General features: G+C 69.3%; 24 protein-coding genes and 2 pseudogenes. 15 read left to right on the top strand and 11 right to left on the bottom strand.

The features are described 5' to 3' along the window. Positions 1–51: 51 nt before the first annotated feature. Positions 52–582 carry a histidine phosphatase family protein gene (locus ACIQ7Q_RS21660; protein ID WP_403864358.1) on the bottom strand — a complete coding sequence of 177 codons (531 nt, stop codon included), beginning with the start codon at positions 580–582 and terminating at the stop codon, positions 52–54. A 364-nt stretch (positions 583–946) separates the two neighbouring features. Here ACIQ7Q_RS21660 and ACIQ7Q_RS21655 point away from each other — a divergent pair, with 364 nt between their 5' ends. From ACIQ7Q_RS21655 to ACIQ7Q_RS21645, 3 genes are all read left to right on the top strand, one after another. Next, positions 947–1,612: a response regulator gene (locus ACIQ7Q_RS21655; RefSeq protein WP_403864355.1), complete on the top strand. Its 666-nt coding sequence runs from the start codon at positions 947–949 to the stop codon at positions 1,610–1,612. Further along, a complete protein-coding gene (locus ACIQ7Q_RS21650; protein ID WP_403864352.1) occupies positions 1,609–2,748 on the top strand; it encodes a sensor histidine kinase in 1,140 nt (379 codons plus the stop codon). The genes ACIQ7Q_RS21655 and ACIQ7Q_RS21650 overlap by 4 nt, the downstream gene beginning before the upstream one ends. 155 nt (positions 2,749–2,903) lie before the next feature. Next, positions 2,904–3,893, top strand: a complete 990-nt coding sequence (locus tag ACIQ7Q_RS21645; RefSeq protein WP_403864349.1) for an aldo/keto reductase — start codon at positions 2,904–2,906, stop codon at positions 3,891–3,893. 89 nt (positions 3,894–3,982) lie between these two features. Here the strand turns inward: ACIQ7Q_RS21645 and ACIQ7Q_RS21640 are convergent, their stop codons facing one another. Further along, entirely contained in the window at positions 3,983–4,522 is a 540-nt protein-coding gene (locus tag ACIQ7Q_RS21640; protein WP_403864347.1) for a DoxX family protein, read from the bottom strand. Positions 4,523–5,107: 585 nt separating this feature from the next. Next, on the bottom strand, positions 5,108–7,528 hold the full coding sequence (locus ACIQ7Q_RS21635) for a PEP/pyruvate-binding domain-containing protein (protein ID WP_403864345.1): 2,421 nt from the start codon (positions 7,526–7,528) through the stop codon (positions 5,108–5,110). A 75-nt stretch (positions 7,529–7,603) separates the two neighbouring features. Between ACIQ7Q_RS21635 and ACIQ7Q_RS21630 the strand changes: the two genes are divergently transcribed. The 3 genes from ACIQ7Q_RS21630 to ACIQ7Q_RS21620 all read left to right on the top strand — a co-directional run bounded on the left by ACIQ7Q_RS21630 (position 7,604) and on the right by ACIQ7Q_RS21620 (position 9,911). Further along, positions 7,604–8,212 carry a TetR/AcrR family transcriptional regulator gene (locus ACIQ7Q_RS21630; protein WP_403864342.1) on the top strand — a complete coding sequence of 203 codons (609 nt, stop codon included), beginning with the start codon at positions 7,604–7,606 and terminating at the stop codon, positions 8,210–8,212. A gap of 232 nt (positions 8,213–8,444) precedes the next feature. Continuing rightward, positions 8,445–8,987 carry a hypothetical protein gene (locus ACIQ7Q_RS21625; protein WP_403864339.1) on the top strand — a complete coding sequence of 181 codons (543 nt, stop codon included), beginning with the start codon at positions 8,445–8,447 and terminating at the stop codon, positions 8,985–8,987. 516 nt (positions 8,988–9,503) lie between these two features. Continuing rightward, complete coding sequence (locus ACIQ7Q_RS21620; RefSeq protein WP_403864336.1) at positions 9,504–9,911, top strand: DUF3662 domain-containing protein; 408 nt, start codon at positions 9,504–9,506, stop codon at positions 9,909–9,911. A gap of 43 nt (positions 9,912–9,954) precedes the next feature. Here the strand turns inward: ACIQ7Q_RS21620 and ACIQ7Q_RS21615 are convergent, their stop codons facing one another. The 3 genes from ACIQ7Q_RS21615 to ACIQ7Q_RS21605 all read right to left on the bottom strand — a co-directional run bounded on the left by ACIQ7Q_RS21615 (position 9,955) and on the right by ACIQ7Q_RS21605 (position 12,225). Beyond that, positions 9,955–11,016 carry a M20 family metallopeptidase gene (locus ACIQ7Q_RS21615; RefSeq protein ID WP_403864810.1) on the bottom strand — a complete coding sequence of 354 codons (1,062 nt, stop codon included), beginning with the start codon at positions 11,014–11,016 and terminating at the stop codon, positions 9,955–9,957. A 137-nt stretch (positions 11,017–11,153) separates the two neighbouring features. Further along, positions 11,154–11,609, bottom strand: coding sequence for a hypothetical protein (locus tag ACIQ7Q_RS21610; protein WP_403864333.1), 456 nt, complete (start codon positions 11,607–11,609; stop codon positions 11,154–11,156). Further along, positions 11,596–12,225, bottom strand: coding sequence for a DUF2867 domain-containing protein (locus tag ACIQ7Q_RS21605; protein ID WP_403864330.1), 630 nt, complete (start codon positions 12,223–12,225; stop codon positions 11,596–11,598). The genes ACIQ7Q_RS21610 and ACIQ7Q_RS21605 overlap by 14 nt, the downstream gene beginning before the upstream one ends. A 96-nt stretch (positions 12,226–12,321) precedes the next feature. On the opposite strand from ACIQ7Q_RS21605, the gene ACIQ7Q_RS21600 reads away from it, so the two are divergent. Further along, positions 12,322–12,876: a TetR/AcrR family transcriptional regulator gene (locus ACIQ7Q_RS21600; protein ID WP_403864327.1), complete on the top strand. Its 555-nt coding sequence runs from the start codon at positions 12,322–12,324 to the stop codon at positions 12,874–12,876. 17 nt (positions 12,877–12,893) lie between these two features. On the opposite strand, the gene ACIQ7Q_RS21595 is transcribed toward ACIQ7Q_RS21600, so the two are convergent. Continuing rightward, a complete protein-coding gene (locus ACIQ7Q_RS21595) occupies positions 12,894–13,067 on the bottom strand; it encodes a TetR/AcrR family transcriptional regulator C-terminal domain-containing protein (protein ID WP_403864324.1) in 174 nt (57 codons plus the stop codon). A gap of 455 nt (positions 13,068–13,522) precedes the next feature. Between ACIQ7Q_RS21595 and ACIQ7Q_RS21590 the strand changes: the two genes are divergently transcribed. The 7 genes from ACIQ7Q_RS21590 (at position 13,523) to ACIQ7Q_RS21560 (ending at position 21,034) form a co-directional block, all read left to right on the top strand. After that, positions 13,523–13,897, top strand: coding sequence for an FAD-dependent monooxygenase (locus tag ACIQ7Q_RS21590; protein ID WP_403864321.1), 375 nt, complete (start codon positions 13,523–13,525; stop codon positions 13,895–13,897). Positions 13,898–14,148: 251 nt separating this feature from the next. After that, positions 14,149–14,982 (top strand): class II glutamine amidotransferase, encoded by an 834-nt coding sequence (locus ACIQ7Q_RS21585; protein ID WP_403864318.1) that lies wholly within the window; start codon positions 14,149–14,151, stop codon positions 14,980–14,982. A 416-nt stretch (positions 14,983–15,398) separates the two neighbouring features. Continuing rightward, positions 15,399–16,334, top strand: coding sequence for a GNAT family N-acetyltransferase (locus ACIQ7Q_RS21580; protein ID WP_403864315.1), 936 nt, complete (start codon positions 15,399–15,401; stop codon positions 16,332–16,334). 137 nt (positions 16,335–16,471) lie between these two features. After that, positions 16,472–17,917, top strand: coding sequence for a glyceraldehyde-3-phosphate dehydrogenase (locus tag ACIQ7Q_RS21575; protein WP_403864312.1), 1,446 nt, complete (start codon positions 16,472–16,474; stop codon positions 17,915–17,917). A 160-nt stretch (positions 17,918–18,077) separates the two neighbouring features. Continuing rightward, a complete protein-coding gene (locus ACIQ7Q_RS21570; protein WP_403864309.1) occupies positions 18,078–18,644 on the top strand; it encodes a PadR family transcriptional regulator in 567 nt (188 codons plus the stop codon). A gap of 90 nt (positions 18,645–18,734) precedes the next feature. Further along, entirely contained in the window at positions 18,735–20,459 is a 1,725-nt protein-coding gene (locus ACIQ7Q_RS21565; RefSeq protein ID WP_403864306.1) for an acyl-CoA dehydrogenase family protein, read from the top strand. 275 nt (positions 20,460–20,734) lie between these two features. After that, positions 20,735–21,034 (top strand): hypothetical protein, encoded by a 300-nt coding sequence (locus tag ACIQ7Q_RS21560; RefSeq protein ID WP_403864303.1) that lies wholly within the window; start codon positions 20,735–20,737, stop codon positions 21,032–21,034. Positions 21,035–21,218: 184 nt separating this feature from the next. On the opposite strand, the gene ACIQ7Q_RS21555 is transcribed toward ACIQ7Q_RS21560, so the two are convergent. Both ACIQ7Q_RS21555 and ACIQ7Q_RS21550 read right to left on the bottom strand, forming a co-directional pair. Beyond that, entirely contained in the window at positions 21,219–21,386 is a 168-nt protein-coding gene (locus tag ACIQ7Q_RS21555; RefSeq protein ID WP_403864300.1) for a hypothetical protein, read from the bottom strand. A gap of 295 nt (positions 21,387–21,681) precedes the next feature. Continuing rightward, the gene (locus tag ACIQ7Q_RS21550) at positions 21,682–22,050 is read right to left on the bottom strand and encodes a hypothetical protein (protein ID WP_403864297.1); all 369 of its coding nucleotides are present in this window, start codon (positions 22,048–22,050) and stop codon (positions 21,682–21,684) included. 192 nt (positions 22,051–22,242) lie between these two features. On the opposite strand from ACIQ7Q_RS21550, the pseudogene ACIQ7Q_RS21545 reads away from it, so the two are divergent. Continuing rightward, positions 22,243–23,190, top strand: a pseudogene (locus tag ACIQ7Q_RS21545) (erythromycin esterase family protein); the annotation flags it as partial. Between the two features lie 38 nt (positions 23,191–23,228). Here ACIQ7Q_RS21545 and ACIQ7Q_RS21540 read toward each other — a convergent pair. Further along, a pseudogene (locus ACIQ7Q_RS21540) lies at positions 23,229–23,318 on the bottom strand (alpha/beta hydrolase); the annotation flags it as partial. A 70-nt stretch (positions 23,319–23,388) separates the two neighbouring features. Beyond that, on the bottom strand, positions 23,389–23,739 hold the full coding sequence (locus ACIQ7Q_RS21535) for a hypothetical protein (RefSeq protein WP_403864294.1): 351 nt from the start codon (positions 23,737–23,739) through the stop codon (positions 23,389–23,391). Positions 23,740–23,770 lie beyond the last annotated feature (31 nt).

The raw sequence follows: 23,770 nt of genomic DNA, 5'->3' as shown, positions 1-23,770 counted from the left end.
CCGGACGCCGGGGCCGTCCCGCACCGCGGCGGCCCCGGCTCATGGTCCCGCTCACACACTCTGCGAGGCGAGGCGGACGCCGGACGGCAGCGGCAGTTCGCCGACATGCCAGAAGGCTCTCGGCGGTGCGGACAGGGCATGGACGAGCAGGGCCCGGATGACGGCCGACGGTACGACGGCCACTGCGGGGCCGGTATCGGGAGGCAAACTGCGCAGCCAGCGTGCGGCGCGGCGGCAGAGGTGACCGACGGACTCACCGTCGTGCGGGGCGGCTTCCGGGTCGGTGAGCCAGGCCGAGAGCCCGTATGGGTCGTCGGCGGCTATCTCGTCGAACGTCCGCCCACGCCACATGCCGTAGTCGACGTCGCGCAGCAAAGGCTCGGGTGTGGTGTCCAGGCCGAGAGCGTCGGCTGTCTGCGCGCAGCGGGCAGAGGGCCCGCGTACCGCGAGTGAGTAGGGAGGCAGTGATTCTCCGGCGACCGTCACGTCCCTCTCGGGGTCCAGCGTGAGAGTGACGCCTGCCGTCGCCCCCTTGGTGACCTGGACGGTGCTGGCACACAGAAGGGTCAGATGGATGGTCATCTCGGTCTCCTCCCAGCTCCGGCTCGCGCCGGCCGTGAAGGACTAGGCTGGATGCGGCAAGGGGCGCGAACAGCGCGGACGGCCCCTGCCGGTCAACCGTCCCGTTGACGGCTGATGGACCGGGGAGCCGCTTTCCGCGGCGACCGGTGTCGCCCGTTGAGGGACGACAACCGACATGCGACGCGTCATACAGCCAGCGTCGTGGAAAGGGCCCCGTCTCGACCATCCGGCAGGTGGCTGCAATCGCACCCCCCGTCCGGCTGGGAGGCACCTGACGCCCGGCCGGATCCAGTGCCGCACACCCGCACGGCGTCCCTCGACGTGGTACGAATCGGACAGTGGTCCCACGGCGAGTGGAGCACGCGTGATCCGGGTGATGGTGGTCGACGACGAGGCCCTGATTCGAACGGGCTTTCAGCGCATCCTCGAGGCGGCCGACGACATCGAGGTCGTCGCGGCGGTACCCGGTGGCCAGGCTGTGGGGGCGGCCGAGGAGTTCCGTCCGGAGGTCGTGCTCCTGGACATCCGGATGCCGGACGTGGACGGCCTCACCGTGCTGGCCGCCCTCCGCCGGCTGTCGCCCGCGCCGGTCGTGGCCATGCTCACGACGTTCGACATGGATGAATACGTGGAGACGGCGCTGCGCTCGGGTGCCGCGGGGTTCCTGCTCAAGGACACGGACCCCGAGGGGCTGCCGTTCCTCGTACGGACTCTGGCCGAAGGCGGAACCGTGCTGTCGTCCAAGGTCACCAAGACGGTGGTGGAGGGCTATCTGGACGCAGGCACCCGCGCGCCCGATGTCCAACGCCTCGAGCGGCTGACCGAACGCGAGCGGGCCGTACTCGCCCTCGTCGGCGAGGGGCTGTCCAACGCGGACATCGGCACCCGGATGCATCTGAGCACCGGCACCGTCAAGGACCACGTGAGCTCCATCCTCGCGAAGCTGGAGGTGGCCGGCCGCGTACAGGCGGCTCTGCTCGCCGAGCGGGCCGGCCTTCTCGAGCCGCCCCGAGGCCGGGAGGAGGAATGATGGGGTGCCGCCTGCCCGCCTTGCTGCTGGACGCCGTTCTTGTCGGAGTCGCGCTGGTCGATGTCTGGGTCCACATCGACAGCGACGAGCCGGTCCGACTGGGGCTTGCCCTGGGCGCCGCCTTCGTACTTCTCCTGCGGCGTCGCATGCCGCTGCTGACGTTCGTGCTCACCCTCCCGGCCGTTCTGGTTTCCTCCGCCGTCTTCGCCTCGCTGGCAGCGCTGTACTCGCTTGCCACGTTCACTCGACGCCGGGTGGCTCTGGCCGTGTGCGTGGCGGTTTTCACGATCTGTGACATGACGACGTGGCCTTCCGGCCTCGATCCGCCGTCGGCGAGTCTGGAACTGACCTACCCCTCGACCTTGATCACTGTGGGCTACACCGGGGCGGCGGCCGCAGCCGCGGTCTTCCTCGGCCAGCTCGTGCAGACCCGGCGGGCCCTGTCGCTGAGGCTCGCCGAGATCTCCGCCGCCCGTGAGAACGAGCGCACGCTGACGGCCGAGAAGGTACTCGCCAAGGAACGCGCACAGCTCGCCCGGGAGATGCACGACGTGGTGTCCCACCAAGTGAGTCTCATCGCGGTGAGGGCAGGAGCGCTGCAGGTCAGCACCCGGGACACCGTGGTGAAGGACGCAGCCGCCACGATCCGGCGGCTCAGCGTGCAGACACTCGACGAGCTGCGTCACATGGTCAGCGTTCTGCGCGCTTCCGGGGGCCGCCCTGCGGAACTGACACCGCAACCGTCCCTCGACGACCTCCAGCGGCTGGTCGACACCAGCGGCATCGACACCCAACTGCAGAGCGACGCGCCCGACGGCCTGCCACCGGCCGTGCAGCGCACCGTGTACCGCACGGTCCAGGAGGCGTTGACCAACGTACGCAAACATGCCCCCGGCGCCACCGCGACCGTGCGCGTCTGCCGTGAGGACGGCGTCATCCTGGCCACGGTGACCAACACCCCGTCCACCCAGCCGGGCCTGGCGCTGCCGGGCGCGCATCACGGCCTGGTCGGCCTGCACCAGCGCGCCGCACTGCTGGGTGGAACGGTGACCTCCGGCCCGACGGCCGACGGCGGCTACGAACTTCGCCTCGAGCTCCCGACGAGCACTCCAGGGTCGAGCGACGCGGGACAGTGAGCCCGACGTAGCGCATTGCCCCTGGTCAGGGCCCTCGGGGTGCCGATGCGAGGGATCCGGGGCTCCATGGAGTCTGTGGGCCTCGGCGAGGTCGCGGGCGACGCTCTCCGAGTTTCGAGCCCGCCGAACGGAACAACAGAAAGGCTGGGACGATCATGAAGCAGCGCACGCTTCGCGACCTGGAGGTTTCCGCGATCGGTCTCGGATGCATGGGGATGTCCGCCTTCTACGGTCCCACCGATGAGGACGAGGGCATCAAGACCATCCACCGCGCACTCGAGCTCGGAGTCACCTTCCTCGACACCGCACAGATGTACGGCCCGCTGACGAACGAGACGCTGGTCGGACGCGCGATCAGGGGACACCGGGACGAGTATGTGATCGCAACCAAGTTCAACTACCGGATGGACGACGCGGTCCCGGGCGACATGAACACGGTCGGGCGGCAGGACGGCTCGGCGGAGCACGTACGCAGTTCGATCCACGGCTCGCTCGAGCGGCTCGGGACCGACTGCATCGACCTGTACTACCAGCACCGAGTCGACCCCCACGTGCCGATCGAGGAGACCGTCGGCGCCATGGCAGAGCTGGTCGAGGAGGGCAAGGTGCGCCACATCGGCCTGAGTGAGGCCGGGGCGGAGACGATCCGCCGCGCGAACGCCGTCCACCCGATCACGGCCGTCCAGACCGAGTACTCACTGTGGACCCGCGACCCGGAGACCAAGGTGCTTCCCACATGCCGTGAGCTGGGGATCGGATTCGTCCCTTACTCGCCGCTGGGACGCGGTTTTCTGGCGGGCAGGTTCTCCTCGCCGGACGAACTCGACGAGAAGGACTTCAGGCGCACCGGCCCCCGCTTCACCGGAGAGAACCTCGAGGCGAACCTCAGGCTCGCCGAGAAGGTGAAGGAGATCGCCGCCGAGAAGGGTGTCACCGCGGCGCAGCTCGCGATCGCCTGGGTGCTGGCCCAGGGCGACGACCTGGTCCCGATCCCGGGCACCAAGCGCCGCACCTACCTCGAGCAGAACACCGCTGCGGTCGACGTGGAACTGACCGAGGACGAGCTTGCGCGCATCGCCGCCGAACTCCCCGAGCCGGCGGGGGACCGTTACGACGAGGCCGGGATGTCGGCCGTGGACATCTGATGACCCGAGTCCGACCTGAGTCGCCGGCCTACTGCGACTTCCTGGTTCGCATCGGCGATCAGCGCGGTCGGGCACCGGAGCGTCGGGAGCTACTCGCGCACCAGCAGGACGATGACGGCCGTCACCACGCCGAGCGCCACGGCGGCGAGGCCGTGGACCAGCCGGTGCCGGCGCAGGACCGGCAGGAAGTGGTCGGCGGCCAGTCGACCGGGGCCGGTCAGGGCGAGACTCGCCGCGGCCGTGAGGATCAGCAGTTCGAACTCGATGCCCTTGGGGCTGAAGAAGCCGCCGCCCCACTTGACGGCGATCGCGTTGATCATGACGCCGACCACTGCGGCTGCGGCCAGCGGGGTGAACAGTCCGACGGCGAGGCCCAGGCCACCCAGCGTCTCGCTGAGGGCGGCCACCACGGCCATTACCTGACCGGCCGGGTATCCGCTCGCGCTGAAGGCCTCACCGGTGGCGGTGAGGCCGGGGCCGTCGAACCAGCCGAACAGCTTCTGGGCGCCGTGGGCGGCCATGGCGAGTCCGAGGACGACGCGCAGCAGGAGCAGTCCGACGTCGTAGGCGGCCGAAGTCGAGCCGTAGCCGTTGGTGGTGGGGTGCATAGTCGCTTGGGGGGAGGACATGAGGGGCCCTTGCTTCTTGTCGGGTGAAGGGGGGAGCCAAGCACCGGGTGCGGTGCCTGCGGGAGGTTCGTCGGACGAATTGGGACGGGTCGATTTGGCATACCCGCCCTGGAGCCGTCGATCACGCTCTCGACCGGACACTCAGCCGCATTCTCGTGTACCCATGACGCCGCCATGCAGCTCTACTTCTCCTGCCCCTGAGCAATGGCCGGCAACGTGGCGCAGGCCGCCGCCGTCGAGCCAATGACCAGGCCACTGTCGAGCCCAGTTCCCGGCCTGGACCGTCCAAGGGGGTTACCACCTTGTTGCATGCGCACGGGCCGACGGTGGTGGTACGTCCGCACCTGCTTCTCCTCACCCACCGCTGTCGAGCGGTGCGCCGGGATCTGCTGAGCCAGGCACACCCCGGGACCGCGGGGTCCGGGAGGATGCCCGTGTGAGTGCGGCCGGCAGCTGGTCGGTGGCGCGATCACCGCAAGGTGATCGACGGATCCCCACGTCACGTGACGCTGAGCTGTTCCCCCCGGGGGCCCGGCGCGGTGGTGGTACTTCCTCAGCCTCGATCTTGCGCCCGAGAGGTCGAGGTCAGGGGTTCATGGTCACGTCGGTGGTGACGGGTTGCTCGATCGTGACCGTCCCCGCCGCACCGTCGACGGTGATCAGCTGCCCGGTCCTGATGCGTTCGGTGGCGCCTGGGACGCAGATCACGGCGGGGATGCCGTACTCCCGTGCCACGGTCGGGCCGTGCGCCATCACCGCGCCGGTCTCGGTGACGAGCCCGCCCGCTGTGAGGAACAGCGGCGTCCAGCCGGGGTCGGTCGTCGGCGCGACGAGGATCTCGCCCGGCTCGATCGACGCGCTTGCCGGGTCGCGGACCACGCGGGCGCGGCCCGTGACCCGCCCGGATGCCGCGCCCGTACCGGTGAGCGTGTGGCCGTCCGACGCCGGAGCAGGCATTAGCGTCTCCACGTCGGTGCCGTCGGAGAGCAGGGCGACCGGAACGGTCCGACGGCGCAGCTCCCGCGCGTACTCCGACCGCCGCCCGGCGACTGCCTCGCGCAGGTCGTCGCCGCGCTCCACTGCCGTGCGCAGCTCGGGCAGAGTGAGGAACATGACGTCGTCAGTGCGCTCAAGGAGCCCGGTCGCCTGGAGATCGGCACCGATCAGAAGGAGGTGCCTGCGCCGGTCGCGCAGCGCGTACAGCCCGGCGAACTTTCCCGCCTCGCGCAGCCCGGACAGCTCCCGGGTCCGGCGCAGGAAGAACCCGGCGAGACGGCCGCGCACCGGCCGCTTGCGGCGTGCCCGCTGGGCGAGTTCGGCCAGCATCGCCTCGGCCCTGGCCGCGGCGCGTTCGAACCGCCGGTCCGGGGCCTGCTCGGGATCGGTGACCCGCAAGTAGTTGGCGAGCATCGTGAACACCGGCATCGGGTCTTCCGACCAGCGCGGTACGCCGATGTCGACCTCTGCGGCGGACCTGTTGCCGTACATGTCGAGGAACGCGCTCAGGCCGATGTCCGGCAGCTCGTTCGCCAGGTGGGCTGCGGCGAGCTCGTCCGGTGGCGTGTGCAGCAGGATCTCGCGGTAGGGCATCGCCCGCTGGGCCACCTGCCAGAGCGCGAGATCCATCTCGATCGTGACGTTGTGCGGCATGCCACCGAGCACGGTGCGTCCCTCGTCGTCGCTCGCGATGCCCTTGAGCAGCGGCGGCAGCGCTGCGGAGACCAGGAGGCCGCTGACAACGGGCCAGACGATCGCGTCGAGGCCCGCACTCGACTGCCCGGATTCCTCGACCAGGTCCAGCAGTTCCGCAGTCGTGGACGGGTCGGCGACCGGCTGCTGCCGGAGGCGCTCGATCTCGGCGCACACACGTGCCCGCGCCGCCGCCGGCCGGGCCAGGGCGCCGAGGATCCCGGCCACCGCCTTCGGCCCTGTCGTCAGCGCGGCCGTGCCGCGCCGGCGGGCACCCTGCTCCGGGGCGAACCGTGGGTCGTTCAGCAGATGCTCGACCGCCGCCTGCGCGCGCGGCCCGAAGTCGACCGCCATCAGCTTCACCAGCCGCTGCCGGGTCGACGGGTCGCGCATCGCGTCGGTCAGGTCGCCGTACAGCCGTCCGCCGATGTCGACGATCTCGACCGTCAGGCCGAACGACGCGAGCATGCCCGCCAGCATCGACTTCAGCGTCGACATGCCCATCGGCGTCGCCGGCTGGAGCATGCCCTGAACGTGACCGAACTCGACGTACAGCCGCGGACCCGGCTTCTCGCTCTGCGGCGGCGCCGGGAACAACGTGGTGATCGGCCGCGACTGCAGCAGCCACAACGTGCCGCCGCGGTCGTAGGCCCACTCGACATCCTGCGGCGCGCCGAGCTCGTGTTGGAGCCGCTCGCCGACGTCGCCGAGCTCCGTCAGCTGGGCTGAGGTGAGGCAGCCGCGTTCCTCTGGATCCGTGCCGTCCAGCACGTAGTGGTCGGCTGCCGTCGTCCCGTCGACGACCGCCGTGCCCAGTCCGGGTGCGGCGTCGACGACGGTCTCGCTCCGCGACCCGGTGAGCGGGTTGGCGGTGAACAGCACGCCCGCGACCTCGGCGTCGACCATCCGCTGAACGACGACCGCCATGCGTGCGGTGTCGTGCGCGACTCCGGCGGCCTCGCGGTAAGCGATCGCGCGCTCGGTGTGCAGCGAGTCCCAGCAGGCGCGGATCGCCTCGAGCAGCTCCTCGGCGCCCGTGACCCCGAGGTAAGTGTCCTGCTGACCGGCGAAGCTCGCGTCCGGCAGGTCTTCGGCGGTGGCGCTGGATCGGACCGCGACCGGGCCGCCGCCGAGTCGGTCGTACGCGGCGAGCACCTCGGCCCGCGGCACCTCGCCGCGGTGCTGTGCTTCGGTCGTGACGCAGAAGCCGTCCGGCACGCGCTCGCCCAGCCGGAGCAGCGCGGCAAGGCCGGCGGCCTTCCCGCCCACCTGGTCCCGCTGTCCCCGGTCGATCGCTGTCAGCTCGAGCACGTCCATGCCGACCACCTCCCCCTTTCCAGTACGACTGCAATGTATAGCCATGACAATACAGACGCAATGTAAAGTGGTCGCATGCCACGCAAGGTCGATCACCGCGAGCGCCGCGAGCTGCTCGCCGACGCTCTGATGCGGCTCGCCGCCGCGCGAGGCCTGGAAGAGGTGAGCCTGCGGCACGTGGCGGCCGAGGCGGGGGTCTCGACCGGCATGGTGCAGCACTACTTCCGCACCAAGGACGAGATGATGACTTTCGCTCTCGGTATGGTCATGGACCGGATCCGCGAACGGTCACAGGCCGCGGCCGCGCCGACGACGCCGCGCGAGCTCGTCCGCGGTCTGCTGCTGCAGGTGCTGCCGCTCGACGAGACGCGCCGACTGGAGAACCACGTCGTGCTCGCGTTCCTCGCGTACGCCGCTGTGAAGCCTTCGATCGCTGCGGGGCTGCGCGAGTCCGCCGCGGAGATGCGTGTGTTCCTCGCCGACCAGCTGCGAGCAGCCGGAGCGGACGGCGTCGACCCCGAGCGTGCGGCGGCCGGGCTCCTCGCGCTCGTCGACGGCCTGGGCCTGCAACTGCTGTCTCGGCAATTCGCCGAAAAAGAAGCGGTTGCCGCGCTCGACGCCCAGCTCACGATGCTCTTCGGCCGACTCGAGGGGCTGTCTCCCGAAGGACGGGCGAGGACCTGACCCGGCTCTGAGGACCTGACCCGGCTGTACTTCCGGCGGGGCCACGTACATGGCCGGATACAGCTACGACATGCTGATGCGGCAGGAGGCCCGCAAGTTGCCTGGCCACACCGGCTCGGTACAGCTTTGCCTGGGTCGGCCCGGGAAGCGTTTCCCCTGTTCCTGCGTGAGCTCTTGATGTGTTGTCAGTGGTGGTGAGGCGACCGGAGGCGACCGGATGAGAGCGCGGACGATGGTGAGCGTAGCGGTATCGGCCTGTGTGGCGCTGGTGGCGTGCGCGTGCGGTCCGGAGAAGACGAAGGAGGACACGGACGCGAAGCCTTCGAAGCCGTCCGCTTCCACGCCGGCCGAGCCGTCGGCCATGCCGTCCGCGTCCGCTCGAACCGAGAAGCCGTCGGTCACCCCGACCGGCGACCAGCCCGCGCCCAGGACGACGGAGGGCGCGATCCAGCGGTACGAGCAGTACCTTCACGCCCTCGGTCGTGAGGACATCGACACGGTCTGCGAAGTGGCCGGGCCCGCCGCGAAGAAGGCACAGGACCAGGGGTTCGGCCCGTGCACGTCTACGTACGTCGCCGTGTTCCAGATGATCTCGCCCGCGCAGAAGAATGCCCTGCGAACCGCGACGGTCGACCCGCAGCGCATCGTCGTTCGCACTCCCGAAAAGGTCGAGATGCCGGTCGAAGCCGTCAGGGCCTCCGCCACCTTCTCCGAGAGCGACCTCGGCAGCTACACCCTGGAGTACCTCAAGAACGATTGGTACATCACCGACTGAACCCGACGCGCCGTACGCGGAGCCACCCGACGGTAGGAGCAGACACGTTCCCACGGCCTTCGTGCTGATCAGATGCCTGCTTCGACGGGGCACACGATCGCGTAGGCCGCTCCCAAGAGCGGTGAACTACGCGGGCCCGCCTCAAGTTCGAACCCACGGGGCCACTGACGCGCCTCACGCGCCGACCGTGACCGACTCGCTGACCTCGACGGCTGTCGGCGTCTCTGCGACCGCGCGAACGGCGCGAGGACACCCCTCTGGGGGGCTGCGTCCTTGGCGCGCTCACTGCAACCGGCCCGCGACAGCGTCAGCCTTCCCCCCCCGCCACGACCACGTTCGTCCGTCTCACGCTCTTCACCTGCGTCAATTCCCTCCCCCTGATTCAAGGGCTGGAGATTCCACGGGCGGGCCGCACAAGTATTCGATGGCTGGGGCTCCTTCCTTCCTCCGGGGCGACGCGGGACACGGGGAGGGCGGCGACGCGTGGCGCGGGCCGGCGAGGGCAGACGCACGGTCATGGGAACGCTGATCCGATGGGAACGAGCCCTGGAGCGCTGGCAGGACGCGCTGCTCGCCAAACTCTTGCGCAGCGAACCGGTCGAGTTGCTCGACGCGCTGCGGCGCGAGTGCGACAACCACGCTGTTGTGTGCAGCCACAGTCGTGTCGTGGTGCCCAACGCCTATGAAGTGGAACTCGACGTCGGCGTGTACAAGGAGCTGACGCGCCGCGGCGGCCGGGCAGGACACGCCGACCGGGCAGGACAGGCGCTGACCGATGCGCTGGTCCGCCACGGGGAGGAGAACCACTATGAATGGGCGGGTCCGCTGACGGTGCGCGTCACCCCCGCGGCCGGCCTCCCGAACGGTCGCTACCACGTCGCCAGCCGCGTCATGCCGCACGTCCGCGTCGACGAATTTCCCTGACTGGTCGCGGGCCGCCCGATCGTGGACATGCCGAGCAGCAGCCCTACATGTTCTGAACCGCCTTCACCAGGCCGGCGACGAGGTTCGCCCGCTCGGCCATGGCCGCGACCACCAGATACTCGTGGTCGGCGTGGGCGCCTCCCCCGACTGCGCCAAGGCCGTCGAGTGTCGGCACGCCCAGCGCGGCCGTGAAGTTGCCGTCGCTTCCGCCGCCGACTGCTGTGCCTTCGAGACCGGGAAGCAGTTGCCGTGCCACGGCAAAGAGCTCGGCCGACGCCGACTCGGGCATCGGGGGTCGGCCGACACCTCCCTGAACGGTGATCTCCGCCCCATCGAGATGCGGAGTCAGCGCCGCGAACGCCGCTTCGATGCGTTCCTTCTCGTCGGCCGACTCGACCCGGACATCGACCACGACGGTCGCCTCTGCGGGAACGACGTTGTCCAGGGTTCCTGCGGACACGACGGTCGGGGTGACCGTCGTGCCGATGCCGGGTCGGCCAAGCACGGCGATGTCCAGTACCTGGTGCGCTGCCTCGATCAGGGCGTTGACCCCGGCTGCCGGCTCAAGGCCCGCGTGCGACGCCCGGCCCGTGACAGAAACCTGGAACGTGCCGCAGCCCTTGCGGCCGGTCTTCAGGGCTCCGCCGTCAGCCGCGCCCTCCATCACAAGTGCAGCGCCGCAGGCAAGGGCCCGTTCCTCGATGAGAGCGCGGGAGGAGCGGGAGCCGACCTCTTCGTCGGCGGTCACCAGGATCTCGACGCCTGAGCGGTCGTCGAGGGTCGCCAGGCCGTGAACGGCCTGGACCAGACCGCCGAGCATGTCGAAGACCCCGGGGCCGGTCGCACGCCCGTCTTCGACCAGGAACGGGCGGCGTTCGAGCGTGCCGAGCGGGAACACCGTGTCATGGTGACCAAGGATCAGGACCTTGGGATCGCCGCCGGCCGCCCAGTGGACATGCGGCCCGGCTTCGCTTTCGATGACGACGGCCTGCCCGCCGAGGCGGCTCTCGATGACAGCGGCGACTGCTTTGGCCGATGACGTCAAGGCGTTGAGATCGCGCGAGGGAGACTCGATTTCGACGAGTGTCCTGAGGTCCTCGATCATCGCGTCGACTCTCACATCGACGGCCTTCTGCGTCGTCACGTCGCCTTCTTCCCCGAGGTGGCTGCGGCTGCGCCGCCATCTTCTGTGATCGACCCCGTCCGGGGCCAATTGGTCTCAGGGTCTGCGACGGGCGCGCATCACAACAGGTCGCTCTCGTCTTCGCGGGCCGCGCGCGACCGGTCTTGTGCCCGCGCCGCCAGAATGACGAGTACGCCGGAGACGGTGCCGGCGAAGTACGGGGACGGCACGAGCAGCACGCCGCCGACGAGGCACCACGCCGCGAGGCCCAAGCCGACACCGGCGGGCACGGCCACCCCGCGCCCGGCGAGATGCCATGTCAGGCATCCCAGGAGGATCAGGGGCGCGGCGAAACTTCCCGGACCGGCCCAGAAGGTGACTTCGTTCTGAAGGGACTCCGCTGTCGGATCCGCGCCACTGTCCGTCAGCGCGAGCGGGACGGCTGCCCACACCCCTCGGTCCACCCAGCCGGTGATGTCGCCCCAGGAGATGAGAGCCAGCAACAACAGGTGACCTGCCCCCAGCACGAACATGATGCCGCTCGCCCAGCGCAGCAGTTGCTTACCGGTGTTCATCGACGGTCCCTTCAGGACGGTGCGCCATGAGACTGTGGCGGTCGCGCCATGCCCGTTCCCACTGCCGAGTGAGAGCCGGGTAGACGATGAGGTGCCGGAAGGGCGCAATGGCCGCCATGTAGAGCCGCCCGAACCGTCCGTTGGGCTTGACGAGGACGGTCATCCGCAGCTCGTGGTCACCGTCGGCCCCCTGCACCCAGCCGAGGTGCATCACGGTGTGCACGGTGTTGTTCGCCAGTTCCCGAGCGGACTCCGTCGCGATCTCGTAGACCGCTTTGAGGGGCATGCTGTCGTCGTCCGGGCCACGGTCGGCATCGCGGAGGTCGTTCGGCAGGCGAGAGCGGAGCGAGGTGACCCGCGCGCCGACTCCCGCCGTCGGTTTGTCCCAGCCGAGGAGCGCGCCGAGCTTCCACCGGACGGCGAACAGGAATCGCACCGGTCCGGCCTGTCGCGCGACCCCGCCGAATGCTCGCATCGCCGCCAGCATCGTCGGGAAGTCGCCGGGCCCGGCTCCGGGGGTGCGGAAGGCCCACACGTCCTCGACCTCGAAGTCGGAGGTGAACTCTTGGATGCGCCAGGGATGCTCGACATAGGTGGACTTCGCGAGTCGTGCCACTCTTCGACCTCTCGTTCTGTACGCAGCCGTATACCTCGATCTGTACGGTACCGTACACCCCCCACGACACAACACCCTTCGAGAACAGGTGAGCAGGTGCCTCCCTCCCCCCGTACTCCACGAAGTCGCTGGATCGAAGCGGGACTTGACGCCCTCGCCCGGGGCGGCCTGGACGCCGTCCGGGTGGAGGCTCTGGCCGCCGAGATCGGGGTGACGAAGGGCGGCTTCTACGGGTACTTCGACGGTCGCCCCGCCCTGCTCGCCGAAATGCTCGACGAGTGGGAAAACCGGTGCACCAACGACGTCCTCGAGCAGGTCGAGTCCGAGGGCGGGGACCCGGCCGACAGGGTCCGGCGTGCCGGCCGGCTGACGTTCTCGGACGACCTGCACCGCATTGATCTCGCGGTCCGTGAGTGGGCGCGCCACGACCTGTCGGTCGCAGCGCGACTGCGCCGGATCGACAACGCTCGGATGGACTTCCTCCGAGCGATGTTCGGCAGCTTCATCGCGGACCCCGACGAAGTCGAGGCGCGATGCACGCTGGCCTTCGCGCTCGCGATCGGCCGCCACTTCATCGCCGCGGACCATCCGGGACGCACCAAACGCGAAGCCATCACCCTGGCCGGGGAGCTGCTCCTGCGAAAGCCGTAGCCCGGCCGACCACTTGGCTACCTGCCCTCGATGATGGAGGTCAGGCCGTCGAGGAGTGATGTGAGGCCGAACTCGAAGAGCGCGTCGAGGCGCAGGTCGTAACCGTCGGCGAATGACCCCACCACCTTGGCGAAGGTCGGCAAGCGACCGGACTCCGCCAGTTTCTGCAGGGCGGAGGCCCGGTTGTCCAATCCACTGGTCCTCCGACTGGCCCGTGGACGCTTCGGCGTGTGCCTCCCACTCCAGGTGCACCGCCAGGCCCTGGACATGGCTGTAGATCAGTACGTGGATGTCGAACAGCGTGGTCGGGTCGAGACCGTGGCCGTCGAGAGCGGCCAGCATCCATTCGCCCATCAGATTGGGCACCAGCAATGGGCGGGGAGAGAGCCGAGCTGGGCCGGCCACGGGTGCCTGCGGTACAGGGCCCACAGAGTCCGCGCGCCCAACTCGACGCGAGAGCACCACTCTTCGGGTACCTGGTCCGGTAGGTCTCTTCGCCGAACGCGGCGTCGGCCATGAGCAGGATGAGGTCGTCCCTGCTGGGGACGTACCGGTAGGGCGACATGGCGCCGACGCCGCGCATGGAGAGCAAGGAGCGCGCCTGGTCAAGGCGGCCTGGGACGCGCCCGACTTCTACTGCGACGCCATGGCCCAGATCCGGATGGACCACTGGTCGCGGGGCAGGGTGGCCCTGCTCGGAGACGCCGACCACTGCCCTTCCCCGCTCTCGGGTCAAGGCACCAGCCCGACCCTCGTGGGCGCGCACGTGCTGGCTGCCTGCCTCGCCCAGGCGGATGGCGATCACCGCTCCGCCTACTCCCACTACGAGCAGCGGATGCGGCTTTTCGTCACCCTCAACCAGGCCCTGGCACCGACAGTCCCGGCGGGCCTACCTCCGAGGCGTCTCTCGCACGCGCCAAGGACGGACTCTCACTGGACGGCTGATCCGGCGATCGCCTCCGGGGGACAGGTGCGGCGCGCGACCGACGCTCCGCGGAGGACCGCTCGCCGCAACGCCTGACGGCCTGCGGTGCAGGTGAATTCGGAGTCGAACCCGCGCCGCTTCGCGTGGCACATGCCCAATGGCGCGCACATCGTGGCATCCTCGCTGCCGTCGGCACGGGCGGCCGTGCGAGGCGGCAGTCTGCGGAACAAGGCATAGCGCAAGCATGGCGAGGCTTTCCGGTCGAGTCGCGGTCGGCGTTGTTCTCCCGCAGGGGTGTACGGCACCTGCTTTCCGGTTGGGCAGGTTGTGAGGGAAGGTAGCCACTGATGTGTCGTTGGCTTGCGTATTCGGGTTCGCCCGTGCTGATGGACCGATTGCTGTATCAGCCCCAGCACTCTCTGATCGATCAGAGCCTGCACTCGCGGATGGGCGTCGAGACGACAAACGGCGACGGTTTCGGCATCGGCTGGTACACCAAGGGCAGGGACGAGCCGGCGGTCTTCCGCGACACCGGTCCGGCCTGGAACAACCGCAACCTGCGCGACCTGTCGCAGCACATCACGTCGCCGCTGTTCTTCGCCCACATCCGGGCCTCGACCGGGACAGCGGTGCAACAGACCAACAGCCACCCCTTCCGGCACGGCCGTTGGCTGTGGATGCACAACGGGGCGATCGCCGAATTCCATCGCCTGCGGCGTGACCTGTGCCTGCTCCTCGATCCGGTCCTCTTTCCGTGCATCGAGGGCTCCACCGACTCCGAGGTCATGTTCCTTCTCGCGCTCACCATGGGCCTCGACGAGGACCCGCCCGGCGCCGTGGCGCGGATGGCCGGGCACGTCGAGAACCTGGCTCAACGGCACGGCGTCCAGTCGCCGCTGCAGATGACGATCGCCACGACCGACGGAGAGCACCTGTGGGCCTTTCGCTACTCCAGCGCTCGCGCATCGCGCTCCCTGTTCCACAGCAACCGTGTGGAAACACTGCGCCGACTGCACCCTGATCTGGCCTTCCTGCGCGAATTGTCGGACGAGGCGACGGTGATCGTGTCGGAGCCGCTGGGTGACCTGCCCGGCGTCTGGACCGAAGTTCCGGAGAGCAGCTACGGCCGCGTGGCGCGGGGATTGCACGAGTGGCAGCCCTTCGTGCCTCAGCCGGCGTAGCCAGTCCTCGTGGCTCACGGCCTTCCGGTCCCACTTCTCGCGTCTTCCGGTCCGAGTTCTCGCCAAGTCGCGCTTCCGTCACGCACGTCTGACCGGCGCTGTGGCCGGCGACCACCCGCGCCGGCCCGACGGCTTCGACCCCTCGGCAGCCGGTGTTGTCGTCGCCGAGGATCCCGGCCCCGAACCTCTGCCACTGCTCCAGCCCCCGGGGCCACCAACACAGCCCCTGCCCCGGCGGTCCATGCCGTGACCGAGATCGGGGCCGCCGACGGCTGCTTACACAACATGCTCGCTGTTCCTGGCCCTGGGCCGTTCCCGGGCTCGGTCCAAAGTCCCTGTCTCCGCCCCGGATCCCGCCCGAGCTGCGGGCAGGAAAAGCCCTGTTCAGGTCGGCCGCGCGATGTGACCATCACCGTATGCAATTTCGTGCTGCCACAGCAGACCCCGCTGACATCGACCGCATCGCGGCCCACCCCGCCGACGGCCCCGTCCCCGCCCTCACCGCCGAGCGGATCCGGGAGGAGCTCGCGGTCAACCAGTTGCGACCCGAGTGGATCTGGTTCGCCGAGGACGAGGACGGCGAGATCCTGGCCCGCGCCCTGTGGTGGGGCCGCGCCGACAGTGAGCGGCCCATCGCGCTCGACTGCCTCCAGGTCCGCTCCACCGTGGCCGACCCGGTCGGCGTCGCCGCCGGGCTGCTGGCCGCCGGCCATGCCGCCTTCGGTGCTCTGCCGGGCTACAACATCTCGCTGCCCCGCAACTGGCGGAGCGACCCGGCGCTGGCCGGGGCAGTGGCCTGGCGCCGGGAGGCGGCGTACAAGTCCGGTTTGAGCAGCGAGATCGAGCGCCTGCGCTACGAGTGGACTCCTGCCGCGAAGGTTCCCGAGCCCTCAGGAAAGCTGATCTTCCGGGAAGGCTCGGACGAGGAGTTCCTCGACGCGTTCGTGCGGCTGTCCTCGGGGAGTCTCGATCTGCACACGCAGAACGAGCTTCGCTCGATGGACGCCGAGCAGCTGGCCCGCGAGGACATCGAGTTCTACCTCGACTGCCCCGGCGAGCGCTCCTGGTGGCGACTGGCCCACCTTCCGGACGGCACGTTGGCGGGCATGGCCATTCCCTCCGCGACCCCCTACCACCGCAACGTCGGCTACCTCGGTGTGGTCCCCGAGCAGCGCGGCCAGGGCCTGATCGACGAGGTCCTCGCCGAGATCACCCGGTTCCACGCGAGCGAGGGTGCCGAGCGCATCACCGCCACCACGGACACCGTCAACGTCCCGATGGCCGCCGCGTTCGACCGCGCGGGCTACGAGGCGACGGAGATCCGCCTCGTCCTGGAGAGTCCCCCGCAGTGATCCGGGGCGGGGACCCCGGGGCCTGCTCGGCACAAGGGGCTCACCCGCCCGCCACATCCCGCTCAGGGGTCCCACTTGAAAGATCGAACTGGTGGCGGGTTAGCATATGAGCGCCGCCTAGCTCGAAAGATAATCCTGTGACTGTCAATGACGACTCGTTCACCAATTGGAAAAACCGCGAGGAGATCGCGGAGTCGATGATCCCCATCATCGGGAAGCTGCACCGCGAGCAGGACGTCACGGTCCTGCTGCACAGCCGCTCGTTGGTGAACAAGTCGGTGGTGAGCATCCTCAAGACCCACCGATTCGCCCGGCAGATCGCCGGTGAGGAACTCTCGGTCACCGAGACGATGCCGTTCCTGCAGGCCCTCACCACACTCGATCTCGGACCGTCCCAGATCGACATCGGCATGCTCGCCGCGACGTACAAGGCCGACGACCGCGGACTGTCGGTGGAGGACTTCACCGCCCAGGCGGTCGCCGGAGCCACGGGTGACGACAAGATCGAGCGCCGTGCGCCGCGCGACGTCGTCCTCTACGGCTTCGGCCGCATCGGCCGGCTCGTCGCCCGTCTGCTCATCGAGAAGGCGGGCTCCGGCAACGGCCTGCGGCTGCGGGCCATCGTCGTCCGCCAGGGCGGGGACCAGGACATCGTCAAGCGCGCCTCGCTGCTGCGCCGCGACTCCATCCATGGCCAGTTCCAGGGCACGATCACCGTCGACGAGACGACCAACACCATCGTCGCCAACGGCAACACCATCAAGGTGATCTACGCGAACGACCCGTCCGAGGTCGACTACACGGCGCACGGCATCAAGGACGCCATCCTCATCGACAACACGGGCAAGTGGCGCGACCGCGAGGGCCTCTCCAAGCACCTGCGCCCCGGCATCGACAAGGTCGTCCTGACGGCGCCGGGCAAGGGCGACGTCCCGAACATCGTCCACGGCGTCAACCACGACATGATCAAGCCGGACGAGCAGATCCTGTCCTGCGCGTCCTGCACCACCAACGCGATCGTCCCGCCGCTGAAGGCCATGGACGACGAGTACGGCGTCCTGCGCGGCCATGTGGAGACCGTCCACTCGTTCACCAACGACCAGAACCTGCTGGACAACTACCACAAGGCCGACCGCCGGGGCCGCTCGGCGCCGCTCAACATGGTCATCACAGAGACCGGTGCCGCCTCCGCCGTCGCCAAGGCGCTGCCGGACCTCAAGGCGCCGATCACCGGCAGCTCGATCCGTGTCCCCGTCCCGGACGTCTCGATCGCCATCCTCAGCCTGCGCCTGGGTCGCGAGACCACCCGTGACGAGGTCCTCGAGTACCTCCGCGACGTCTCGCTGCACTCGCCGCTGAAGCGCCAGATCGACTTCACCACCGCCCCTGACGCCGTCTCCATGGACTTCGTCGGCTCGCGTCACGCGTCGATCGTCGACGCCGGCGCCACCAAGGTCGACGGTGACAACGCGATCCTCTACCTGTGGTACGACAACGAGTTCGGCTACTCCTGCCAGGTCATCCGGGTCGTCCAGCACGTCTCCGGCGTCGAGTACCCGACCTACCCCGCTCCGGTGATCTGAGTCGGCGGACCGCCCGAGTGTCCGAAGGCCTCCGTGCTTCGACGACTGCTGCATGTCGTCACCGCACGGGGGCCTTCGTCATGCCCGAGCCCGGGTGAGCCGCGTCTCACCCGGCCGCCGCCACTTGCCTATGCAACGAGTTGCATAGAACGATGAGGGCATGGCGCTCGAACACGCGATCCTCGTCTCTCTGCTGGAGCAGCCGGGCTCGGGATACGAGCTGGCCCGGAGGTTCGACCGGTCCATCGGATACTTCTGGACCGCCACCCACCAGCAGATCTACCGCGTGCTCAAGCGCATGGAGAGCGACGGCCTGCTCGATCTTCGCGAGGTCCCGCAGCAGGGCCGGCCGGACAAGAAGGAGTACTCCGTCGCCGGCCCCGGCCGCGCCGCCCTTGCCCAGTGGCTGCACGAGCCGATCGAACCCGAGAGCCTTCGCCACGACCTCGCCGTGAAGATCCGCGGAGCGGCCTTCGACGAGCCCGCCGAGCTCCTCCGCGAGGTCGAGCGGCATCGCCAGGTGCACAGCGACCGGCTCGCGCACTACCTCGCCGGACAGGTGCGCGACTTCACCGGGCCCGACGCCCCTCCACAGGCCGACGCCGGGCAGGAACTGCAGCATGTCGTGCTCCGCGGCGGCATCGCGTACGAGCAGATGACGATCGCCTGGCTCGACGACGTACTCGCCACCATCCGCCGGCTCGGCGTGCCCCACCCGCCGGCCTGAACCTCCGCGCCCCACCCGTAGCCCGTAACCGCGATCCGTGGTTCGCGATTCGGCGCACTCCACCCTCAACTCCTCGGAAGGCGAACATCCATGGCCGACCCGCTGCTGTTCAATCCGCGCACGTACGACCCGGCGCACTTCGACCCGGAGACCCGCAGGCTCCTGCGCGCCACCGTCGACTGGTTCGAGGACCGTGGCAAGCGCCGGCTGATCGAGGACTACCGCACTCGTTCCTGGCTGGCGGACTTCCTGGCGTTCGCCGCCAAGGAAGGGCTGTTCGCCACCTTCCTCACCCCGTCCTCGGCCGCCGGACCGGAGGACGGCGACCGGCGCTGGGACACTGCCCGGATCGCCGCACTCAACGAGATCTTCGGGTTCTACGGCCTCGACTACTGGTACGCGTGGCAGGTGACCGTCCTCGGTCTCGGCCCGGTCTGGCAGAGCGACAACGCCGCCGCCCGTACCCGCGCGGCGGAACTCCTCTCACAGGGTGAGGTGTTCGCCTTCGGTCTGTCCGAGAAGGCCCACGGCGCCGACATCTACTCCACCGACATGCTGCTCGAGCCCGACGGCAACGGCGGCTTCCTGGCCAGTGGTTCCAAGTACTACATCGGCAACGGCAACGCCGCCGGCCTCGTCTCCGTCTTCGGCCGCCGCACCGACATCGAGGGCCCGGACGGTTACGTCTTCTTCGCCGCAGACAGCCGCCACCCGGCGTACCACCTCGTGAAGAACGTCGTCGACTCCTCCAAGTACGTCAGCGAGTTCCGACTCGAGGAGTACCCCGTCGGCCCCGACGACGTCCTGCACACCGGTCGCGCCGCCTTCGACGCCGCCCTCAACACCGTCAACGTCGGCAAGTTCAATCTCTGCACCGCCTCGATCGGCATCTGCGAGCACGCGATGTACGAGGCAGTCACCCACGCGCACAACCGCATCCTGTACGGCCGCCCCGTCACCGCATTCCCGCACGTGCGCCGCGAGCTGGCCGACGCCTACGTCCGACTCGTCGGGATGAAGCTGTTCAGCGACCGTGCCGTCGACTACTTCCGCTCCGCCGGCCCCGACGACCGCCGCTACCTGCTGTTCAACCCGATGACGAAGATGAAGGTGACCACGGAGGGCGAGAAGGTCATCGACCTCATGTGGGACGTCATCGCCGCGAAGGGCTTCGAGAAGGACAACTACTTCGCGCAGGCCGCTGTCGAGATCCGGGGCCTGCCCAAGCTCGAGGGCACGGTGCACGTCAACCTCGCGCTGATCCTCAAGTTCATGCGCAACCATCTGCTGAATCCGGCCGAGTACGCGCCGGTGCCGACTCGTCTCGACGCGGCCGACGACACGTTCCTCTTCCAGCAGGGACCGGCTCGCGGCCTGGGTGCCGTGCGTTTCCACGACTGGCGCCCCGCCTACGACACGTACGCGGACGTGCCCAATGTCGCCCGCTTCCGCGAACAGGCCGACGCCCTGTGCGAGTTCGTCGCCACCGCCGCACCCGACGAGGAGCAGAGCCGAGACCTCGACTTCCTGCTCTCCGTCGGCCAGCTGTTCGCGCTGGTGGTGCACGGGCAACTGATCCTGGAGCAGGCCCGCCTGAAGGGCCTGGACGAGGACGTGCTCGACGAGCTGTTCTCCGTCCTCGTACGCGACTTCTCGTCGCACGCCGTCGAGCTGCACGGCAAGGACTCCGCCACCGCGGAGCAGCAGCACTGGGCACTCGGCGCGGTCCGGCGGCCCGTGGTCGACGCGGCGCGCTCGGCGCGCGTCTGGGAGCGTGTCGAGGCACTGTCCGGGGCGTACGAGATGGCGCCGTAACACCGCCGCCACGGGCCGGGGCCGGGGGAGCGCATCCCACGGCTCCGGCCCACCCCGCGCTTGTCGCGCGATGGGCTCCTCAGCGGCACTGCCGGCGCCCGCCGCCCCACTCCATCGCTGACCATGACGCGGTGCGCTCAGCGATCGACCAACTGCTCCAACTCCGGTTCGTCGAAGAAGGCCCGGTTGGCGTAGGCGAATCGCACGGCCAGCGGCAGATTCGCGGACCGGGCCGCCGGGATGGCTGCCCGAGTGCCTTGTTCGGGGCGGCTGCCGTGGCAGGGGCGCCCGAGGTGCCCCTGCTCGGTGTCGTGTGTGTCGTGGTGGCCGCGCTGTGCCCGTGCATCGTGTGGTGGACGCAGGCCCGCTCGTACCGCAGGCTCGGCTCGGCCAGGTGGACGGTCGTCGCCGAGCTGGAAGCCCGGCTGCCGGCGCTGGCGTACTCGGCGGCCGAGTGGGACCAAGCGCTCCCGAACCGCCGCTGCACGCCGCTCACGCAGATCGAGCAGTGGGTTCCAGGGGTGTTCGCGGCTCTGCACCTCGGGATGGGATTCACCGCTCTGATCTCGGGCTGAGGTCGGCCGTCGCCGGCTCACCGGCCGCCGCGGCCGACCCGTGACCTTCCTCCCCGCACGGCCCCTCGGTTGTGGCGCGAGCGCTTGGGGCCCGAGAGGAGATGTGCCGTCGGTACTTCGGGTACCGACGGCGCACTACGACATGCTCGCCGAACGGCCCGCCTCCATGGCGGCGGGCGGGACGTCAACGCCCCGTGCGCTCACGCTTTCCCCGTGCCGGCTCCGACTCGTCGACGTCGGCAGGACCGTCGGCGAACTCGTCGGTGTCCGTGAGGAAGTCCCCGTCGGCGTAGGCCGGTTCGAGGAACAGATCGTTCCACGCAGGCGAGGAGGGCGAAGCCGGAGACTTCAAGGATGCGGTGTTCTGAGCAGCGGACACGGAGTTCCCCCGGAGATTCAAAGAGACGGCTGAAGTGCACGGACATGCCCGGCCGGACCTCCCGCGTCTTTCCCTGCGCCCGCACCGACCGAAGAGGTGGAGGCACGGCGCGGATCGTTGTGCCGCCGTCGGTATATGTGTGACGGGGACATGCTTGCACAGACATCGGACGAGCGGCCAACCGTATCCCGAGGCCGCCTGATTCCGACGTGTCGTCATCAGCCGTCCGCCGCCTGAGCCGCGGACGCCCCTGTTGCTGCCAAGAGCGCTACGCCGCGGTCGTGACGTCGATCGCCGGCGTGGCGGCCCTCGCCTCGGCTTTCAACTTCTGGCGGGCCTCGACCCGCTTCTCGGCCTCCACGGTGTCCCAGTGGGGATGCGTGGCGATGCGGATCGAGAGGTCGGTGCACTCCATGCGCAGCCGCTTCACCACCCGCTTCTGCTCCTCGGTCCAGCCGGGGCTGTCCTCACGGCCACCGGTGATCTCACCGGTGTGCGGATGCTCGGTGCCCGGCCAGCCCGCCATGGGCTCCACGCTCCACGGCAGAGTGCGACAGAGGGCGGCCAGCTCGGAAGTTGCCTGGTGAAGGCGCGTCTGCGCGGCGCGCAGATCGTCGGGGAAGTCGGTTCCGGCCATGCACTAAACCATACTCCTGTTCGATTTCGAATGGCGAGTGCGACACGGCAATGCGCCGCATCCAACGCGCGTCCAAGGACTCGATCGGCTGCACTGCCTCGTCCGTACGGATCAATCCGCCCGATCTCCGGCGACGTGTCCCGCGATCATCATGTGCCTGCGTGAATCAGCACCTGGGCACAACGTTCGACGAGCCTCGACGAGGTCATGGAGCGCGGAATCAGCCACGGGTGGGGCGCGTCCGCGGCCAACCGCGAGCTCGTGCGCTGGATGCGCGCCTACAACGACGGCTGGCCCGCGTCCGAGCGGCTCCGCTTCGCCGGTTTCGACGGCCCGCTGGAGATCACCGGCGCCGCCGGTCCCCGACAGGCCCTCACCGCACTCCACGGCTACCTCGCGGCCAAGGTGGACACCGACTTGCTCCCCTGCACCGCTGACACACTCGACCGCCTGCTCGGTGCCGACGACCGGTGGACCAATCCCGCCGCGATGACGGAACCGGCCCAGTCCGTGGGGCAGTCGGCCGACGTCAGGGAGCTGCGGCTGCTCGCCGACGAACTGGTGGCGCTGCTCGACGCTCAGACGCCACACCTCATCACGGCGACCTCGCGGGAGGACTGGGACCGTGCACGCCTGTACGGGCGCACCGCCACCGGCCTGCTCCGCTACCACTTCGCGATGGCCGACACCTCCCCGAGCCGCATGACGCGGCTGGTGGGCCTGCGGGACCAGATGATGGCCGACAACCTCCTCGCCGTCGCCCAACGAGGCCCGGCACTGGTCCACGCCCACAACGCCCACCTCCAGCGGGACAAGAGCACGATGCGGATGGGCGGCCTGACGGTGCAGTGGTGGAGCGCCGGCGCGATCGTCAGCTCCCTCCTGGGCGACCGGTATGCCTTCCTGGCCACAGCACTTGGCACGATCCGGCACCAGGGAGTGGGCACCCCGCCGCCGTACACCGTGGAGGAACTCCTGCACGCGCTTCCGGAGGACCGCTACGTCGTCGACACCCCCGGGCTTGTCACCGCCCTCGGAGACGCGCAGCCCGTGCCTCGTGTGTCCCCCTACTACGGCTACGCTCCCCTTGACCCGGCCCACTTGGCCGGAATCGACGGGATCGTGTTCGTCAGGGACGTTCTGGAGTGCAACTACGCAGAAGGCACCGAGTTCTGCATCGGCCCGCCGGGCAGGCAGATCACCGGTGGGCCGTCGCCGAACACGTGGCAGGCGAGCTCGGTTCCGTCGGGCGCGGGGAACGTAGGCATGGCCGAGCCCCTGTCAGCAGCGCTCAGTCGGAGCAAGCGGCTTGTGGCACACAGGTGTCGGGCGGGCCGGTCAGGCTGCGGCCGTGAACGCCGTGGAGATCGCCGTGTCCGTGCGGGCATGGATGACGAGACGCGTTCCGGTGGTGTCCGCGTTCGACTCGAGGAGGCGACGGGCCGGGGCGCTGTGAGTGGCGACGGACATCAGCACCCCGAGGTGGTTGCACATGCGGTGGGCTCTGAGTACGGCGCTGACCGCCGCGCTGCCGGCGGCCTGTTCCTCGAGGACGATGACGACGGGGGCCGGCCGGTGGAGGTGGACGAGATCACTGATCTCTTTCGAGAGTGCTGCCCGCTGACCGATGCCGGGGTCGGTGTGCACAGTGATGACCAGGACGCCGTGTTGGATCACGTGGGACAGCATCACTGCCTCCGATTCCTGCCCTCGTGGGGGC

The sequence above is a fragment of the Streptomyces sp. NPDC096176 genome (genome assembly GCF_044763255.1).
In the GTDB taxonomy this organism is placed as follows: domain Bacteria; phylum Actinomycetota; class Actinomycetes; order Streptomycetales; family Streptomycetaceae; genus Streptomyces.
This window is presented reverse-complemented; position numbering and strand designations above follow the sequence as displayed.

Excerpts from the sequence above, each read along its gene's own strand:
- ACIQ7Q_RS21615 (WP_403864810.1), bottom strand. The coding sequence starts at position 11,016 with ATGATCGAGGACCTCAGGACACTCGTCGAAATCGAGTCTCCCTCGCGC.
- ACIQ7Q_RS21635 (WP_403864345.1), bottom strand. The coding sequence starts at position 7,528 with ATGGACGTGCTCGAGCTGACAGCGATCGACCGGGGACAGCGGGACCAG.
- ACIQ7Q_RS21660 (WP_403864358.1), bottom strand. The coding sequence starts at position 582 with ATGACCATCCATCTGACCCTTCTGTGTGCCAGCACCGTCCAGGTCACC.
- ACIQ7Q_RS21650 (WP_403864352.1), top strand. The coding sequence starts at position 1,609 with ATGATGGGGTGCCGCCTGCCCGCCTTGCTGCTGGACGCCGTTCTTGTC.
- ACIQ7Q_RS21590 (WP_403864321.1), top strand. The coding sequence starts at position 13,523 with ATGGCCCAGATCCGGATGGACCACTGGTCGCGGGGCAGGGTGGCCCTG.
- ACIQ7Q_RS21565 (WP_403864306.1), top strand. The coding sequence starts at position 18,735 with ATGGCCGACCCGCTGCTGTTCAATCCGCGCACGTACGACCCGGCGCAC.
- ACIQ7Q_RS21580 (WP_403864315.1), top strand. The coding sequence starts at position 15,399 with ATGCAATTTCGTGCTGCCACAGCAGACCCCGCTGACATCGACCGCATC.
- ACIQ7Q_RS21550 (WP_403864297.1), bottom strand. The coding sequence starts at position 22,050 with ATGGCCGGAACCGACTTCCCCGACGATCTGCGCGCCGCGCAGACGCGC.
- ACIQ7Q_RS21570 (WP_403864309.1), top strand. The coding sequence starts at position 18,078 with ATGGCGCTCGAACACGCGATCCTCGTCTCTCTGCTGGAGCAGCCGGGC.
- ACIQ7Q_RS21585 (WP_403864318.1), top strand. The coding sequence starts at position 14,149 with ATGTGTCGTTGGCTTGCGTATTCGGGTTCGCCCGTGCTGATGGACCGA.
- ACIQ7Q_RS21630 (WP_403864342.1), top strand. The coding sequence starts at position 7,604 with ATGCCACGCAAGGTCGATCACCGCGAGCGCCGCGAGCTGCTCGCCGAC.
- ACIQ7Q_RS21620 (WP_403864336.1), top strand. The coding sequence starts at position 9,504 with ATGGGAACGCTGATCCGATGGGAACGAGCCCTGGAGCGCTGGCAGGAC.
- ACIQ7Q_RS21640 (WP_403864347.1), bottom strand. The coding sequence starts at position 4,522 with ATGTCCTCCCCCCAAGCGACTATGCACCCCACCACCAACGGCTACGGC.
- ACIQ7Q_RS21535 (WP_403864294.1), bottom strand. The coding sequence starts at position 23,739 with ATGCTGTCCCACGTGATCCAACACGGCGTCCTGGTCATCACTGTGCAC.
- ACIQ7Q_RS21625 (WP_403864339.1), top strand. The coding sequence starts at position 8,445 with ATGGTGAGCGTAGCGGTATCGGCCTGTGTGGCGCTGGTGGCGTGCGCG.
- ACIQ7Q_RS21645 (WP_403864349.1), top strand. The coding sequence starts at position 2,904 with ATGAAGCAGCGCACGCTTCGCGACCTGGAGGTTTCCGCGATCGGTCTC.
- ACIQ7Q_RS21610 (WP_403864333.1), bottom strand. The coding sequence starts at position 11,609 with ATGAACACCGGTAAGCAACTGCTGCGCTGGGCGAGCGGCATCATGTTC.